The 14,855-nt window shown below is 69.5% G+C and carries 15 protein-coding genes; 5 read left to right on the top strand and 10 right to left on the bottom strand.

Features of this window, described 5'->3' with window-relative positions:
* Nucleotides 1-9: 9 nt before the first annotated feature.
* Genes LX14_RS05835 through LX14_RS05825 form a run of 3 tightly spaced genes read right to left on the bottom strand, consistent with a single transcriptional unit; the run spans nt 10 to nt 3,610 of the window.
* Nucleotides 10-1,185 (bottom strand): acyl-CoA dehydrogenase family protein, encoded by a 1,176-nt coding sequence (locus LX14_RS05835; RefSeq protein ID WP_253646308.1) that lies wholly within the window; start codon nt 1,183-1,185, stop codon nt 10-12.
* Nucleotides 1,186-1,202: 17 nt separating this feature from the next.
* A complete protein-coding gene (locus LX14_RS05830) occupies nt 1,203-2,375 on the bottom strand; it encodes an acyl-CoA dehydrogenase family protein (RefSeq protein WP_253646307.1) in 1,173 nt (390 codons plus the stop codon).
* A gap of 50 nt (nt 2,376-2,425) precedes the next feature.
* Nucleotides 2,426-3,610, bottom strand: coding sequence for a CaiB/BaiF CoA transferase family protein (locus tag LX14_RS05825; RefSeq protein WP_253646306.1), 1,185 nt, complete (start codon nt 3,608-3,610; stop codon nt 2,426-2,428).
* A gap of 134 nt (nt 3,611-3,744) precedes the next feature.
* Between LX14_RS05825 and LX14_RS05820 the strand changes: the two genes are divergently transcribed.
* Nucleotides 3,745-4,617, top strand: coding sequence for a LysR family transcriptional regulator (locus LX14_RS05820; protein ID WP_253647903.1), 873 nt, complete (start codon nt 3,745-3,747; stop codon nt 4,615-4,617).
* Between the two features lies 1 nt (nt 4,618).
* Here the strand turns inward: LX14_RS05820 and LX14_RS05815 are convergent, their stop codons facing one another.
* Nucleotides 4,619-5,065, bottom strand: coding sequence for a YdeI/OmpD-associated family protein (locus tag LX14_RS05815; protein ID WP_253646305.1), 447 nt, complete (start codon nt 5,063-5,065; stop codon nt 4,619-4,621).
* Between the two features lie 91 nt (nt 5,066-5,156).
* Here LX14_RS05815 and LX14_RS05810 point away from each other — a divergent pair, with 91 nt between their 5' ends.
* Nucleotides 5,157-6,062, top strand: a complete 906-nt coding sequence (locus LX14_RS05810; protein WP_253646304.1) for an alpha/beta hydrolase — start codon at nt 5,157-5,159, stop codon at nt 6,060-6,062.
* Between the two features lie 74 nt (nt 6,063-6,136).
* Here LX14_RS05810 and arr read toward each other — a convergent pair whose 3' ends face one another.
* Nucleotides 6,137-6,562, bottom strand: a complete 426-nt coding sequence (gene arr, locus LX14_RS05805) for an NAD(+)--rifampin ADP-ribosyltransferase (RefSeq protein ID WP_253646303.1) — start codon at nt 6,560-6,562, stop codon at nt 6,137-6,139.
* 151 nt (nt 6,563-6,713) lie between these two features.
* On the opposite strand from arr, the gene LX14_RS05800 reads away from it, so the two are divergent.
* Entirely contained in the window at nt 6,714-7,058 is a 345-nt protein-coding gene (locus tag LX14_RS05800) for a DMT family transporter (protein ID WP_253646302.1), read from the top strand.
* Complete coding sequence (locus tag LX14_RS05795; RefSeq protein WP_253646301.1) at nt 7,058-7,384, top strand: DMT family transporter; 327 nt, start codon at nt 7,058-7,060, stop codon at nt 7,382-7,384. The genes LX14_RS05800 and LX14_RS05795 overlap by 1 nt, the downstream gene beginning before the upstream one ends.
* 12 nt (nt 7,385-7,396) lie before the next feature.
* Here the strand turns inward: LX14_RS05795 and LX14_RS05790 are convergent, their stop codons facing one another.
* Both LX14_RS05790 and LX14_RS05785 read right to left on the bottom strand, forming a co-directional pair.
* Nucleotides 7,397-8,470, bottom strand: a complete 1,074-nt coding sequence (locus LX14_RS05790; protein WP_253646300.1) for a GGDEF domain-containing protein — start codon at nt 8,468-8,470, stop codon at nt 7,397-7,399.
* Nucleotides 8,471-8,623: 153 nt separating this feature from the next.
* Nucleotides 8,624-9,376 (bottom strand): isocitrate lyase/PEP mutase family protein, encoded by a 753-nt coding sequence (locus LX14_RS05785; RefSeq protein WP_253646299.1) that lies wholly within the window; start codon nt 9,374-9,376, stop codon nt 8,624-8,626.
* Between the two features lie 96 nt (nt 9,377-9,472).
* Here LX14_RS05785 and LX14_RS05780 point away from each other — a divergent pair, with 96 nt between their 5' ends.
* Complete coding sequence (locus LX14_RS05780; RefSeq protein ID WP_253646298.1) at nt 9,473-9,973, top strand: SRPBCC family protein; 501 nt, start codon at nt 9,473-9,475, stop codon at nt 9,971-9,973.
* 25 nt (nt 9,974-9,998) lie between these two features.
* On the opposite strand, the gene LX14_RS05775 is transcribed toward LX14_RS05780, so the two are convergent.
* From LX14_RS05775 to LX14_RS05765, 3 genes are read right to left on the bottom strand one after another with little or no spacing between them, the layout of a single operon-like run.
* Nucleotides 9,999-11,162 (bottom strand): acyl-CoA dehydrogenase family protein, encoded by a 1,164-nt coding sequence (locus LX14_RS05775; protein ID WP_253646297.1) that lies wholly within the window; start codon nt 11,160-11,162, stop codon nt 9,999-10,001.
* Nucleotides 11,159-13,168: an acetyl-CoA carboxylase biotin carboxylase subunit gene (locus LX14_RS05770; protein ID WP_253646296.1), complete on the bottom strand. Its 2,010-nt coding sequence runs from the start codon at nt 13,166-13,168 to the stop codon at nt 11,159-11,161. Before LX14_RS05770 ends, LX14_RS05775 begins: the two co-directional genes overlap by 4 nt.
* 5 nt (nt 13,169-13,173) lie before the next feature.
* Entirely contained in the window at nt 13,174-14,766 is a 1,593-nt protein-coding gene (locus LX14_RS05765; RefSeq protein ID WP_308214074.1) for a carboxyl transferase domain-containing protein, read from the bottom strand.
* Between the last annotated feature and the right edge of the window lie 89 nt (nt 14,767-14,855).

Below are 14,855 nucleotides of genomic sequence, written 5' to 3'. Positions count from 1 at the left end.
GGTCGCCTCCTAGGCTGCGTCGGCGTTGTTGAGCAGCGCGCTCGGTTCGCGGAGCACGGTGTCGGCTGCGACAGCCCGACGACGCGCGGCCTCCACCCCACCCAGTGTCGCGGTGAGCCCGACGAGGCGGGCGGCGTGGTGGCCGATCTCCGACTCGTAGGTCATCCCGATGCCGCCGTGGAGCTGGACGATCTCCTCCGCGACGCCGATCGCGGCGTCGCACACGAAGACGAACGCGTCGTCGGCGGTCGACGTGAGGACGTCGACGTCGGCGGTCCCGTTCACGACGGCTTCGGCGGTGGCCGTGGCGTAGAGGGCCATCGACCGCGCGAGCTCGACCTGTGCGTACAGGTCGGCGGCCCGGTGGACGAGCGCCTGGAACGTCGACAGCGGGACGCCGAACTGCTTGCGGCTCTTCAGGTAGTCCACTGTCATCGACAGGCCGGACTCCATGAGACCGACAGCCTCGCCGGTGATGGCGATGCGCGCCTTCGCGAAGGCGGAACGCAGGGCGCTCGCGGCGTCGGCGGTGCCGTCACCGAGCAGGACGCCCGACGCCTCGGCGAAGGTCACCTGCGAGGCGTGGGTCCAGTCCGCGGTGCGACCGTCGGCGCGGCTGACACCGGAGGCGTCGGTGTCGACGAGGACGACCTGAGTGCGCCCGTCGGCGTCGACCGCGGTGACGAGCAGGTGCGACGCCTGATCGGCATGCGCGACGGGTGCTTTCACACCGGACACGGTGGCCGTGCCGTCGTCGGCGACGGTCACGGTCGACGTCGGAGAGGCATCCCAGGCGCGACCGGGCTCGGCGTGGGCGACCGCGATGGTCGTCTCGCCGGCGGCCAACGCGCCGAGCAGTTCCTTCGCCTGCGTCGGTGTGGCGAGATCGGTGATGACCCAGCCGGGCAGGGCGACACCGTCGAGCAGGGGCTCGGTCGCGGCGTGACGGCCGATGGCCTGCAGGCTCGCGTAGAGCTCCACCGGACCGGCGCCGACCCCGCCGTGATCCTCGGCGATGGTGAGCCCGGTGAGCCCGAGTTCGATGAGGGTGGACCAGGTGCGGGCGTTCCACCCGAGGTCTGACGACGTCGCGTTCGCGCGTCCGCCCATCGTGTAGTCGCGGCCGACGGCGGAGTCGACGGTCTCGAAGAGGAGTTGCTGGTCGTCGTTGTAGTCGAGGTTCATGATGTTCTCCCTGTCCCTCAGAGTCCGAGGATGGTCTTGGCGATGACGCCGCGCTGGATCTCGTTGGATCCGCCGAAGATCGAGAGCTTGCGCAGGTTGAGGTACTGGGCCGCGGAGGCGGTGGCAGCCGGGTCGGCGACGAGGTCGCCGTCGGCGGTCACCATCGCGCTGTCGGAGCCGGCCGCGGTCATCCGCAGTCGGGTCAGCTCCTGCAGTGTCTGGGTGCCCTCCATCTTCAGCAGCGACGACACCGGGCTGGCCTGCCCGTTCTCGGACGCGCCGGTGACCCGCAGCTGCGTCGCCTCGAGGGCGAGCAGACGCGTCTTCAGCGCGTGCATGGATCCACGGAACGCGGGATCGTCGGCGAGAGTGCCGATTCCGGTGTCGGTCTGGGCGGCTGCCGCGGCGAGATCGGCGTAGATCCGCTGGGCTGTGCCGACCTGCGCGATGCTGTTGCGCTCGTCGCCGAGCAGGAACTTGGCGTAGGTCCAGCCCTTGTTCTCCTCGCCGACGAGGTTCTCGGCGGGGATCACGACGTCGTCGAAGAAGAACTCGTTGACCTCGGCGCTGCCGTCGAACAGGCGGATCGGACGGCGCTCGATGCCGGGAGTGGTGAGATCGAGCAGAAGGAACGAGATGCCCTGCTGCTTGCGCGGCGCATCAGGGTTCGTCCGGGCGAGGACGAACATCCAGTCGCCGTACTGGCCCAGGGTGGTCCATGTCTTCTGGCCGTTGAGCACGTAGTGGTCACCGTCGCGCCGGGCGGTGGTCTTCAGCGACGCCAGGTCGGAGCCGGCCTCGGGCTCGGAGAAGCCCTGCGACCACCAGATGTCGAGGTTCGCCGTCGCCGGGAGGAACTTCTCCTTCTGCTCCTGCGTGCCGAACTCGGCGATGATCGGACCGACCATGGAGACGTTGAACGCCAACGGTTGCGGCACCGCGGCGCGCTGGAGTTCCGACCCGTAGATGTGCGTCTGCGTCGCGGTCCAGTCCTTGCCGCCCCACTCGGCGGGCCAGTGCGGCACCGCGAGTCCGTGGCGGTTGAGGATGCGCTGGCTGGTGACGATGTCGTCGTGGGTGGTCTGGTTCAGCGCGCTGCGGCGGCGGATGTCGGCGGGGATCTCGCCGAGGAACACCTCGCGCAGATTGTCGCGGAACTCGATGTCGGCGCTCGAGAGTTCGAGGTCCATCATGTCTCCCTTGATCGTTCGGGTGGAGTGGTCGGTGTGTCGAGCCGGCGTCAGGCGTTGGTGCGGACGCTGCTCAGCACCTCGTCGGTGCTGGCGCCGGCGCGTTCGGCGTGACGGCGGTACTCGGTGGGTGTCGCCGAGAAGTGCAGCGGGTTGGCGATCACGCGGATGGTGCCCTCGGTGGGGTGTTCGACCTCGGTGATGAGGTCCATCTCCCGCACGTACGGGTCGTTCGGCAGGTCGGCGATGTCCACGACGATGCCGTACGGCATGTCGTTGGCGGTGAGGTACGCCTCCCACTCCGCGGTGGTCTTGTTCGTCGAGTGCGCCAACACCTTCTCGATCCCGGCGGTGAAGACCGGCCGGTCGATGGTGGGTGACTGCCAGGCCGGATCGGCTGCGTCGTCGTCGAGTCCGGCGCCGATGAGCAGCTTCCGGACAGCCTCGTTCGTGTAGGGCACGGCGGCGATCGCGCCACCGTCCTTGGTGCGCATCGCGGCGTGGGCGCCGGTGAGGCTGAGCGGGTTGCCCACATCGCCTGCGGCGGGGACGAACACGTCGCCGGCCATGTGCTCGACGAGGTTCACGGCGATCATCGCGTCGGCCATGGCGAGCGCCACGTGCTGGCCCTCACCGGTCCGTTGCTGGTGGAAGAGTGCGGCGAGGATGCCGTTGAGCAGGTACAGCGCCGCGGTCTTGTCGGCGATGAACGTCGGCATGAACTGGAGCGAGTCGCCGGCGCGGTCCTGCAGGCTGACGAGCCCGGACACGGCCTGGATGACCTCGTCATAGGCGGGTCGGCTGCCCTGTGACGACTGCGGTGCGAAACCCTGTGCGTGGGCGTAGATCAGGTGGGGGAAGCGCTCGTGGACGGCGTCGTAGTCGAGGCCGAGGCGAGCCAGCGCGCCGGCACGCATGTTCGTGACGAGCACATCGGCGTCGGCGAGGATCGCGAACAGGTCGGCGAGGCCCTCGGGGTCCTTGAGGTTCAGGGCGACGCTGCGCTTGTTGCGGTTCACCTGCATGTAGAGAGGCGCCATGCCGGGATTGCGACCGGTGTTGGCCGGGGAGGTCCGCGCGGTGTCGAAGGGCGGCTCGATGCGGATGACGTCGGCGCCGAAGTCGCCGAGGATCTGCGTGGCGTACGGCCCCATCACGACTGTCGAGATGTCGACGACCTTCACGCCTGCGAGAGGCCCTGTCGGCTCGGTGTCGGTGGTCTGCTGGACGGTCATGCGTCCTCCTTCGTCCGGAACTCTTTCCCTGTGTCTTCGACGCTAGGTCGTTACTGCAGGTAAGGGAATGTCCGATGGACTCAGGACGGTATGTCCACAGCGATAACACCGCGGGTAGCGTGTGACCGGTGGAGATGCACCATCTGCGCTACTTCCTCGCCGTCGCGCGCGAGCTGAACTTCACGCGGGCGGCACGGTCGTTGAACATGTCGGTGCCGCCGCTCAGCCAACGGATCCGGACCCTCGAGCGCGAGCTCGGCACCCCGCTGTTCGAGCGCTCGACCCACCACACGCGGCTGACCGCGGCCGGTGAGGCGCTGGTGCCGTTGGCGTCGTCGGTGGTGGCGGACTTCGACGCGATCCCCCAGCTCGTCGGCCGCGACGCGGTGCGGCGCGAGGTCCGCATCGCGGTCCCCGACGTCCTCAACCCGCGGCATCGACGTGCGCTGGGAGACGCGATCCGCGACCTCGAGACCGACTGGGCGGTCGCACTGCGGCAGATGCCGTCGTTGGATATGGAGTCCGCCCTGGCCAGCTCGTCCATCGACGTCGCCGTCTCCCACGTCGGGACGACGCACCCGACCCTCTCGTCGCGGGTCCTCTATCGGGAGCCGCTCGGCGCGGTCGTCGATGCCTCCCGCTTCCCCGACCGGACGTCGTTGACGTCGGAGGACCTCCGGGGCATGCGCTACATCCAGGGCCCACGCCACTGGGATCTCGGCTCGGGCCGCACCGATCGACTGGCGGCGGTGGGCGCGGTGATCGACACCGACGCCCAGTTCACCGACGTGAGCGGGATGCTCATCTTCCTGCGGGGCGCCGCGGCGTTCACCGTCGTCCCGCTGGAGTCGGAGGTGGCGGCGTCGCTGGACCGCACCGAGTTCGCCGTCCTGCCCGTCGACGACATGTCCGAGACCCTCACCACCTACCTGGTGCGACGAGCGGCGGACACCTGGCTCGATCCCGTTGCGGCCGTTCTCGGTACGGCTGACGCGCGTCCGGACTGAGTCAGCCGCGCACGGCGTCGAGGACCGCGACGATCCGACGTTCCCGGGTCTCGGGTTTCTTCGCGTCGGCGACGGACCGCGCGTGCTCCTTGCGACGCGACGGAGCGAGGGCGTCGAACGCCGGCCGAAGTCCGGGCTCGGCGTCGAGTGCGGCGGCGAGGTCGCCGGGGAGTTCGACCTCGCGCGGTGCGGTGTCGGCCTCGATGAGCACGTCGACGGTGTCGCCGGCCTCGACGCCGAGTTGTGTACGCACCGCCTTGCTCAGGCCCAGGAGGTTCTCGCCGCCCATCCGCCCGATGCGGCCCTCGACGGTCTGGCCGCCGATGGTGAACCGCACCGGTGGAGTCTTGGCGGACCCCAGTGTCGCGATCTGCTCGTCGGTGAGGACGATCGCGGCGGCCGGCCCGCGCTTCTCCAACTCCACCGTGATCCGGAGGCTGTCGCTCATGGTGCGCAACGATATCGAGTCGTGCCGTCAGAGCTCTGCAGTTCTGCTCGTGCGACCGAGAAGCCGGTGCTGCGGCTCGTATGGTGTCGTGATGAAGCTGGGTCTCGCCGATCTGATCGATCCCCGCCTGATCCCCCTGAGTCGCGACTCGCAACACTTCTACGCGGGCCGTACGCCCGGGCGCGGACCGGCCGGCCTGGCCGAGCTACGGGATGTCCGAGGCGCCGCCACTCGGCAAGCGGTCGCATCACCACCGGGTCTGGTCGAGATGGCGCAGGCAGGCGGCCGATCGGTGCCGATCCGTGTCCACCACCCCGAGACGCGACCAGCGACCGGCGTGGTCCTGGAGATGCACGGCGGCGGCTTCTCCATGGGATCTGCAGCGGACGGCGCCGTCCGAAACCAGCAGCTGGCCGACGGCGCCGGAGTCGCGGTCGTGAGCGTGGACTACCGGCTCGCCCCCGAACACCCGTGGCCCGCGGCACCAGACGACTGCGAAACCGCCGCGCTGTGGCTCTGCGACAACGCCGAAGCCCGGTTCGGCACCACCCGGTTGACCGTGCTCGGGTTCTCCGCCGGTGCAACTCTGGCCACCACCACCATGCTCCGGCTCCGTGATCGCGCGATGGCGAGCATCAGTGGTGCCGTGTTGCAGTTCGGAACCTACGACCTCAGTGGACAGACCCCGGCCGGACGGCTCATCACCGACGAGTACTTCATCTCCGCCTATGCGGCCGACACCCCAGACCGCACCCACCCGGATCTGTCCCCGATCTTCGCCGACCTCACCGGCCTACCCGCGGTTCTCATGATCGTGGGCGATCGGGACATCCTGCTGAACGACAACCTCGCCATGGCAGCTCGGTTGTCGGCCCAAGGGGTGGACGTCGATCTGCGCGTCTACCCGGACGCACCACACGGGTTCACGCACCACCCCACACCCCTCGCACGCGCCGCCCTCGGCGACATCAACTCATGGCTCATCGGCGAATCATGAACCGCCACAGGCAGCACATGCCCCGTGAAGGCGGGTGACCGAGGCGCACGGCTCGACGACGCCTCGCGTCGCGTCTAGTTGATGATCTCGCCGCGTCGGTCGCGGATGGCCCCGAGTCGCTGACGCCACATCTGCAGATCGGCGTCGGTGAGGCGTGTCCAGTCGGTCACTTCCCGAACCACCCGCAGCGGCTCGGTGCTGCGGAACGATCGGGTCGGGTTGCCGGGGAACTTCTTGTCGGTCACGTTGGGGTCGTCCTCGAACGGGCCTGTCGGGACCACCTCGTACACATGCGGCGACGCCCCGTCGACGTCCATCGCGGCGATCTCCGCTGCCAGCCCGGCGCCATCCCGCAATGCGGTGAAGTAGATGTGGTTCATGACGACCTCGGGCCGGTAGTTCGATCGGCGCCCGGCGGTCAGCAGGTCGCCGGGCGCAAGGTGGGCGCGCGTCCCGTGGAAGAACGGCCCTGTGTCGAGTGGTGTCTGCGTGTGGTCCAAGGTCGCTCCCGCCTCGTGGCATCTGTGGTGGCCGGGGGGATTCTGCATCGGCGCAGGGGTCTTGCCGCAAGACCCGGTACCTCTCATATGCTGAAAGGGGACGACGGTTCGAGTTTTGCGTGCGGCGCCCGTCGGATGGTGGAGTCACCGGATGACCTGGCTCATCCTCCTCGGCGCGATCCTCGCCGAGGTCGCGGCGACGCTGTCGCTGAAGGGGTCGCAGTCGCACCCGGCCCTGTATGTCGTCGTCGTCCTCGGCTACGTCGCAGCGTTCATCTGTCTGACCGCTGTGTTGAAGCGCGGGCTGGCTCTCGGTGTGGCGTATGGCATCTGGGGCGCAGCCGGCGTCGCACTCACCGCAGTGGCGGCGTGGCTCGTCTTCGGCGAGGGTCTGACCCCGGTGATGATCGGGGGGATCGTCCTCGTCATCGCGGGCGTCCTGCTGGTCGAGACCGGATCTCGCCACGAGGCCGTCGAGCCGGGGCGAACCCCGTGATGGCGTACCTCTACCTGACCCTGGCGATCGTGTCGGAGGTCCTCGGCACGCTGGCGTTGCGGGCGGCGGCCACCGGCCGCCGGGTGTTCTACGTCGGCGTCGCGGTCGGCTATGTCCTGTCGTTCTTCGCGCTGATCTGGACGCTCCGCGCGGGGTTGGCGTTGGGCGTCGCCTATGGCGTCTGGGCCGCGGCGGGGGTCGCGCTGACCGCGATCGCCTCGCGGTTCCTGTTCGCCGAGCCGCTGACGCGCCGGATGCTGATGGGGATCGTGCTCATCGCGGCCGGAGTCCTCGCGATCGAACTCGGCGCGGCGCCGACGCGCTGACCGGACGCTGCGTCAGACGACCCCGTCGACGAGGTGCGCGCGATCGCCACCGGCCGATTTCGCCGTGTACATCGCGTAGTCGGCGGCGGCCATGGCCCGTGTGAGCGCCTTCGGGGCGCGCGATTCCCGGCACCAGACGGCTCCGACGCTCATGGTGGTCGGCGGGCCGTGCACACCGGGTGACACGGTGCGCAGGCCGCCGAGGACGTGCGTGAGGTGGGGTCGTGGTCCGATCGCGACGACGGTGAACTCCTCGCCGCCGCTCCGCGCGACCGCCGCGTCGGGTCCGAAATGCTGTGTGAGGTGGTGAGCGGTCTCGATGAGCACGGCGTCGCCCACGCCATGTCCGTAGCGGTCGTTGACGGCCTTGAAGTGGTCCAGGTCGACGGCGACGACCAACACCTCGACGCGCTCGTCCGCAGCGTCCTCCGTGAGTCGGCGGAACTGCCGTTCGAGGCCTCCGCGGTTGAGCACTCCGGTGAGCGGGTCGTAGCTGGCCGACTCGGCGACCCTGGAGAGACCGACCCACACCTGGCGGACGATGAGCGGAACACCGACCAGCACCCACAGCAACGTCGTGGTGCCGATCGCGACGACGGTGGACGAGATGTCGGTCGTCATCGCGACATGCACCCCGACCCAGCTGACGAACGCGGTGACGAAGAGCATGTGCAGGACCAGTCCGACGGCCGGGACATGCATCGCCACGTACGTCGCGTGCAGGGCGAACAACACGCAGCCGAACAGGGTGATCCGCGGGTCGTCCAACCCCCAGAGCGCGGCAGCGACGGTCACGTCCGCGAGGGCGGCGAAGCCCGCGGCCGGCGTTCCGCTGAGGATGCGGGGAGTGCTCACCCACACGAGCACGCTGCACACCGCGATCGCGCTGAGCACCCACAGGGCGTAGGTGCCGGGACCGGGCCTCCCGAGTCCGGTTGCGGCCGCGACGGCGCCGTACACCGCGAGGCTGACGCTCCCCGCGACGACGGCGGACCGCACCACCCAGTCGAGGCGGCGGTCACGCCCCGGGACGTACAGCGGTGGCCGCGCCCACCGCGGTTGGAGCCTCTGTCCACCGGCGGTCATGCATCACCGCCTGTCCGTCATGCTTCATCTCGGGTGCAGCATGGTTCAACACCGGTGGTCAGTCCACCACACGCGGCGCCGCCACATCGCACACCGCCGACCTCATGACCCGGAGGCCGGCGGGTGTGCGATGCGTCTGGGCGGGAGAATTCCTCAGTTCCAGCGGTTGAGCAGCTCCGTCGCGCGCTCGGCGAGAGTGGCCTGCAGCAGGGGGCCGAAGCTGACCCGGGCGACACCGAGTGCGGCGAGCGACGCCTTGTCGTTCTTCGCCGGGTGGCCGATGGCGTTGATCGGCTTCGCCAGCTCGTCGGCCAGGCGCTTCTGGTCGGCGTCGCTGTGGAACCCGACGGGGTACAGGACGTCGGCGCCGGCCTGGGCGGCGAGGTTCAGGCGCTCGATCGCGCGATCGACCCGGTCGGCCTCGTCGCCGATCTGCTTCACGAACAGGTCGGTGCGGGCGTTCACGACGACGTGGACGTCGGTCGCGTCCGACGCGGCGCGCAGTGCCGCGACGAAGTCCGCGTGTTCCTGTGCCTCGCGGAGCCGGCCGCCCTCGCTGTGCACGGTGTCCTCGATGTTCAGGCCGACCGCCCCGGCGTCGATGAGCCCCTCGATCAGGCGCTTCGGGTCCTCCCCGTACCCGCTCTCGATGTCGACGGAGATGGGGACGTCGACGGCAGCGGTGATCTGACGGATGCGGGTGAGCACCTCGTCGAAGGTGAGTCCCTCGTTGTCGGGCTTGCCGATCGAGTCCGAGATCGGGTGGCTTCCGACGGTCAGGGCGGTGAACCCTGCGCTGACGGCGAGGTTCGCCGACCACGCGTCCCACACGGTCGGGAGGATCACGGGGTCGCCCGGCTTGTGCAGCTGCAGGAGGGTGGTGGCCTTGTCGCTCAAGTTCGTCATGGCCCCGACAACGAGCGTTCTCCGGGGTCGATTCCCGTCCGTCCCACGATGTGAGAACGCTCGTTCTGCGGGTCCGTTGTCCGAGAGGATGGGGCGATGGCTGCACGACACGAGTTCGAGAAGGTCGGGCCCGACTACGCGGATGCGGCACCGGTCCGGTTCGACAGCACGGTCGAGATCGACGCGACGCCCGAGGTCGTCTTCGACGTCCTCGTCGACGCCATCGCGCTCCCGAAGTGGGCGAAGGTCGTCCGGCACGCGCGGTGGACGACGGGTGAGCCCTACGGCGTCGACTCCGAACGGACGGTGTCGATGCTCGCCGGCCTCACCGGTTACGAGAAGTTCCTGGTGTGGGACCGCGGCAGCCGACTTGTCTTCCGATTCGACGCGACGTCGTCCTCGGCGCTGTCGGCGTTCCTCGAGGACTACCGGTTGGAGAGAACCGCGACGGGGTGTCGGCTGACGTGGGTCGTCGCGATGGCACCGAGGACCGCACCCGCGAAACTCGGTGTGAGAGCGGGCCGACCGGTGGTCGCGGCGATGCTGCAACGGTTCGTCGACGCGCTACCGGGGGTCGTCGCGTCCCACGGCTCCTGACGGCTTCGGTCAGATCAGTCTGTGCTCAGAGGCCGAGGTCGCGGGCGATGAGCATCAACTGCACCTCGGTGGTGCCCTCACCGATCTCGAGGATCTTGGAGTCGCGGTAGTGCCGCGACACCAGGTACTCGTTCATGAAGCCGTAGCCGCCGTGCACCTGTGTGCCATCGCGGGCGTTGTCCATGGCGGCCTCGGACGCCACCATCTTCGCGATCGACGCCTGACGCTTGAAGGGCTTGCCCGACAGCATCAGTGCTGCGGCGTCGTAGTACGCGGTCCGTGCCGCGTACGCCCGTGCCTGCATACGGGCGATGGTGAAGGCGATCGACTGATTCGCGCCGATGGGCTTGCCGAAGGCGCTGCGCTCCTTGGCGTATCGCACGCACTCGTCGACGCATCCCTGCGCCACACCGACCGCCAGGGCGGCGATCGCGATACGCCCCTCGTCGAGGATGCGCAGGAAGTTGGCGTACCCACGCCCCTCCTGACCCAGCAGGTTCTCGCGGGGAACCCGGACGTCGGTGAACGAGAGGGGATGGGTGTCCGAAGCGTTCCAGCCGACCTTGTCGTAGGCGGGGCCGACCTCGAAGCCGGGGGTGTCACTCGGGACGATGATCGTCGAGATCTGTTTGCGGCCGGCGGTGTCGGTACCGGTCACCGCGGCGACGGTGACGAGCGCGGTGATGTCGGTGCCGGAGTTGGTGATGAACTGCTTGGCGCCGTTGATCACCCACTCGTCGTCGTCGAGCACGGCCGTGGTGGTCGTGCCGCCGGCGTCGCTGCCCGCGCCGGGTTCGGTGAGGCCGAACGCACCCAGGGACTGCCCGGACGTCAGGCGGGGCAGCCACTCCTGCTTCTGCTCCTCGGTCCCGAAACGGTGGATCGGCATGGCGCCGAGGGAGACCGCCGCCTCCAGCGTGATCGCGACGCTCTGGTCGACCTTGCCGAGCTCCTCCAGCGCCAGACACAGCGCGAAGTAGTCGCCACCCATCCCGCCGTACTCCTCCGGGAACGGGAGGCCGAACAAGCCCATGTCGGCCATGCCCTTCACGACCTCGTACGGGAACGTGTGGTCGCGATCATGCTGCGCCGCAACGGGTGCGACGACGCTCTGGGCGAAGTCGGCCACCGTCGCCTTCAGGTCGCGGTAGTCCTCGGGTAGATCCTCGGTGCTCAAGAACCCGCTCATGTCTCGTCTCCCTCCGCGGTGACATGCGCCAGCACGTCACCGACCTTGACCTGGTCCCCGACCGCGACGGTCACGTCGACGACACCGTCGACGGCTGCGGTCAGTGAATGTTCCATCTTCATCGCCTCGACGACGGCGACGACGGTTCCCGCGGTGACCGTGCTGCCGGTCTCGACGGGGAGCGCGATGACGCTGCCCGGCATGGGACTCCGCACATCGGTGTCGCCCCCGACCGTCGAGCCCGCCTCGGCTCGCTCCGCGTCGACGCGGCGCACCTCCCAACACCCACCGCTGCGCGCGACCCACCAGCGATCCGGTGTCGTCGTGAGCACGTAGGACCGCCGACGTCCGTCGACGGTCACCTGTGCTGTCGTCGTGATCCCCGTCGAATCGAGTCGCCCCACCGTCGTCGGGTGTGGGGTGGCGTCGATGACCACCTGCATGCCCGTCGGGGGTCCGGTGACCTCGACGACTGTCTCGGAATCCTCCACGCCCAGGGTGATGCGGTGGGGAGCGGACGAGCTGCCGCTGCGCCAGCCGTCCGGTCGGGACCACAGGTCGTCGTCCGCGGCGGCCCATCGCCTCGCGACCTCGACAGCCGCCACCGCCGCGACGACGTCGTCGGGTGCGGGAGTGGGTGCGTAGTCGGCGGCGATCGTGTCGAGAAGTGCGGTGTCGAGGCGTCCGGCCTGTACCTCGCTGTCCGACAGCAGGTACCGCAGGAAGTCGATGTTCGTACCGACGCCGACGACGGCGGTGTCGGCGAGTGCTCGGTCGAGTCGTGCGAGGGCTGCCGTCCGGTCGGGCGCGTGGGCGATCACCTTGGCGAGCATCGGGTCGTAGTGGCCGCCGACCACGGTGCCGTCGGCGATGCCGGTGTCGACGCGGATCCCGGGGCCGTCGGCGACAAGTGCGCGGGCGACCGTGCCGCCGGTCGGGACGAACCCGGCTGCCGGGTCCTCGGCGTAGACGCGCGCTTCGACGGCGTGGCCCGTCATGGTGATGTCGGACTGCGCGATGGTGAGCCGCTCACCGCGGGCGACCCTGATCTGCCACTCCACCAGGTCGATCCCGGTGACCATCTCGGTGACGGGGTGCTCCACCTGCAGCCGCGTGTTCATCTCCATGAAGAAGAACTCGTCGGGTGCGTCGGCGGACACGATGAACTCGACGGTGCCGGCGCCGGAGTAGTCGACGCTGCGCGCGGTGGCGCAGGCCGCCTCGCCGATACGGGCGCGGGTCGCCTCGTCGAGAAGGGGTGACGGGGCCTCCTCGATCACCTTCTGGTGGCGGCGTTGGAGGCTGCACTCGCGCTCGCCGAGATGGACGACGCCTCCCTGTCCGTCGGCGAGGACCTGCACCTCGATGTGGCGGGGGCGGTGGACGAATCGTTCCAGGAACAGGGCGTCGTCGCCGAAGGACGCCGCGGCCTCGCGTCGTGCGCCCGCCAGCGCAGCAGGGAGGTCGTCGATCGCCGCGACGACGCGCATCCCCTTGCCCCCGCCGCCGGCGGACGGCTTGACCAGGACCGGGAAGCCGATCTCGGGCGCGGCGGAGAGCAGGTCGTCGTCGGTCAGCCCGGGGCGCGAGATCCCCGGGACCACAGGGACTCCGTGGCCGGTGACCGTCGCCTTCGCGGTGATCTTGTCGCCCATGACGCGGATGGCCTCCGCCGGCGGACCGATGAACACGATCCCCGCGTCCGCACAGGCATGGGCGAACGCCGCGTTCTCGGAGAGGAACCCGTAGCCGGGATGGATGGCGTCGGCCCCGGTCGCCTTCGCGGCGGCAAGCACCGCGGCGACATCGAGGTAGCTCTCGCGGGCGGGCGCCGGACCGACCCGGACGGCGTCGTCAGCGGCGTGGACGTGCGGTGCGTCGGCATCGGCGTCGCTGAACACCGCGACGGACCGGATGTTCATGGCGCGCAGGGTGCGCATCACGCGCACGGCGATCTCGCCGCGGTTCGCGACGAGGACGCAGTCGATGGAACGGTTCCCGGTCATCGCGGTCACATCCTGAAGACGCCGTAGGAGACCGGCGCGAGGGGCGCGTTGGCGCACGCCCCCAGGGCCAGGCCGACGATGCGCCGGGTGTCGAGGGGGTCGATGATCCCGTCGTCCCACAGCCGGGCAGTCGAATGGTACGGATTGCCCTGCTGTTCGTACTGGTCGCGGATCGGCGCCTTGAACGCCTCGACGTCGTCCTCGGACCACGGCTCGCCGGCCGCGTCGAGCTGGTCGCCGCGGACGGTCGCCAGCACCGAGGCGGCCTGTTCTCCGCCCATCACCGACACCCGGGCGTTGGGCCACATCCACAGGAAACGTGGCGAATACGCGCGTCCGCACATGGAGTAGTTGCCCGCCCCGTACGACCCGCCGATAACGACGGTCAGCTTCGGCACCCGGGCGCACGCCACGGCGGTGACCATCTTCGCGCCGTGTTTGGCGATGCCGCCCGCCTCGTACTCACGCCCGACCATGAAGCCGGAGATGTTCTGCAGGAACAGGAGTGGGATGGAGCGCTTGTCACACAGCTCGATGAAGTGCGCGCCCTTCATCGCCGACTCGGCGAACAGCACACCGTTGTTGGCGACGATGCCCACGGGGTGGCCGTGGATGCGGGCGAACCCCGTCACGAGGGTGGTCCCGTACAGGGCCTTGAACTCGTCGAACGACGACGAACCGTCGGGGCGGCCGTCGACGACCCTCGTGATCACCTCCCGCACGTCGTAGGGGGTGCGCAGGTCCACCGGCACGACGTCGTACAGCTCGTCGGGATCGTAGGCGGGAGAGACCGTCTCGGCGACCTCCCACGGTGACGGGCTCCTCGGCCCGAGCGTCGCGACGATCGACCGGACCCGGGCGAGCGCGTCGCTGTCGTCGGCGGCGAGATGGTCGGTGACGCCCGACGTCTGCGAGTGCAACAGGCCGCCACCGAGTTCCTCGGGGGTGACGTCCTCACCGGTGGCCGCCTTCACCAGCGGCGGACCGCCGAGGAAGATCGTGCCCTGGTTGGCGACGATCACGGCCTCGTCGCTCATGGCCGGCACGTACGCGCCTCCCGCGGTGCAGGATCCGAGCACCGCGGCGATCTGCGGGATACCGCGTGCGCTCATCGTCGCCTGGTTGAAGAAGATCCGGCCGAAGTGATCGCGGTCGGGGAAGACCTCGTCCTGGAGTGGGAGGAAGGCGCCACCGGAGTCGACGAGGTAGATGCACGGCAGGTTGTTGGCCGCGGCCACCTCCTGCGCGCGGAGGTGCTTCTTCACGCTCATCGGGTAGTAGGTGCCGCCCTTGACCGTCGCGTCGTTGGCCACCACGAGGCACTCGCGGCCCGACACCCGCCCGATCCCGCCGATCATCCCGGCGCCGGGGCAGGCGTCGTCGTACATGCCGAACGCCGCCAGCGGCGACAGCTCGAGGAAGGGACTGCCCGGGTCGAGAAGGGTGTCGACGCGGTCGCGGGGGAGCAGTTTCCCGCGCGCCACATGGCGATCGCGGGCCTTCTCCGGCCCACCCCGGGCGGCCACGGCCGTCCGCTCGCGCAGCTCGGCGACGAGACGTTCGTGCTCGGCACGGTTGCGCGCACGATCCACGGCCACAGCTCGACCCCCGGTTCGGTTAATCGTGAATAACTGACCGAAGAGTACGTCTGACGAGACGACGCTGTCCAGTGCTCGTCACCGACCGG

It is taken from the genome of Williamsia deligens, assembly GCF_024171765.1.
In the GTDB taxonomy this organism is placed as follows: domain Bacteria; phylum Actinomycetota; class Actinomycetes; order Mycobacteriales; family Mycobacteriaceae; genus Williamsia_A; species Williamsia_A deligens.
The sequence above is the reverse complement of the archived record's forward strand: the minus strand, read 5'-3'. Positions and strand labels throughout refer to the sequence as shown.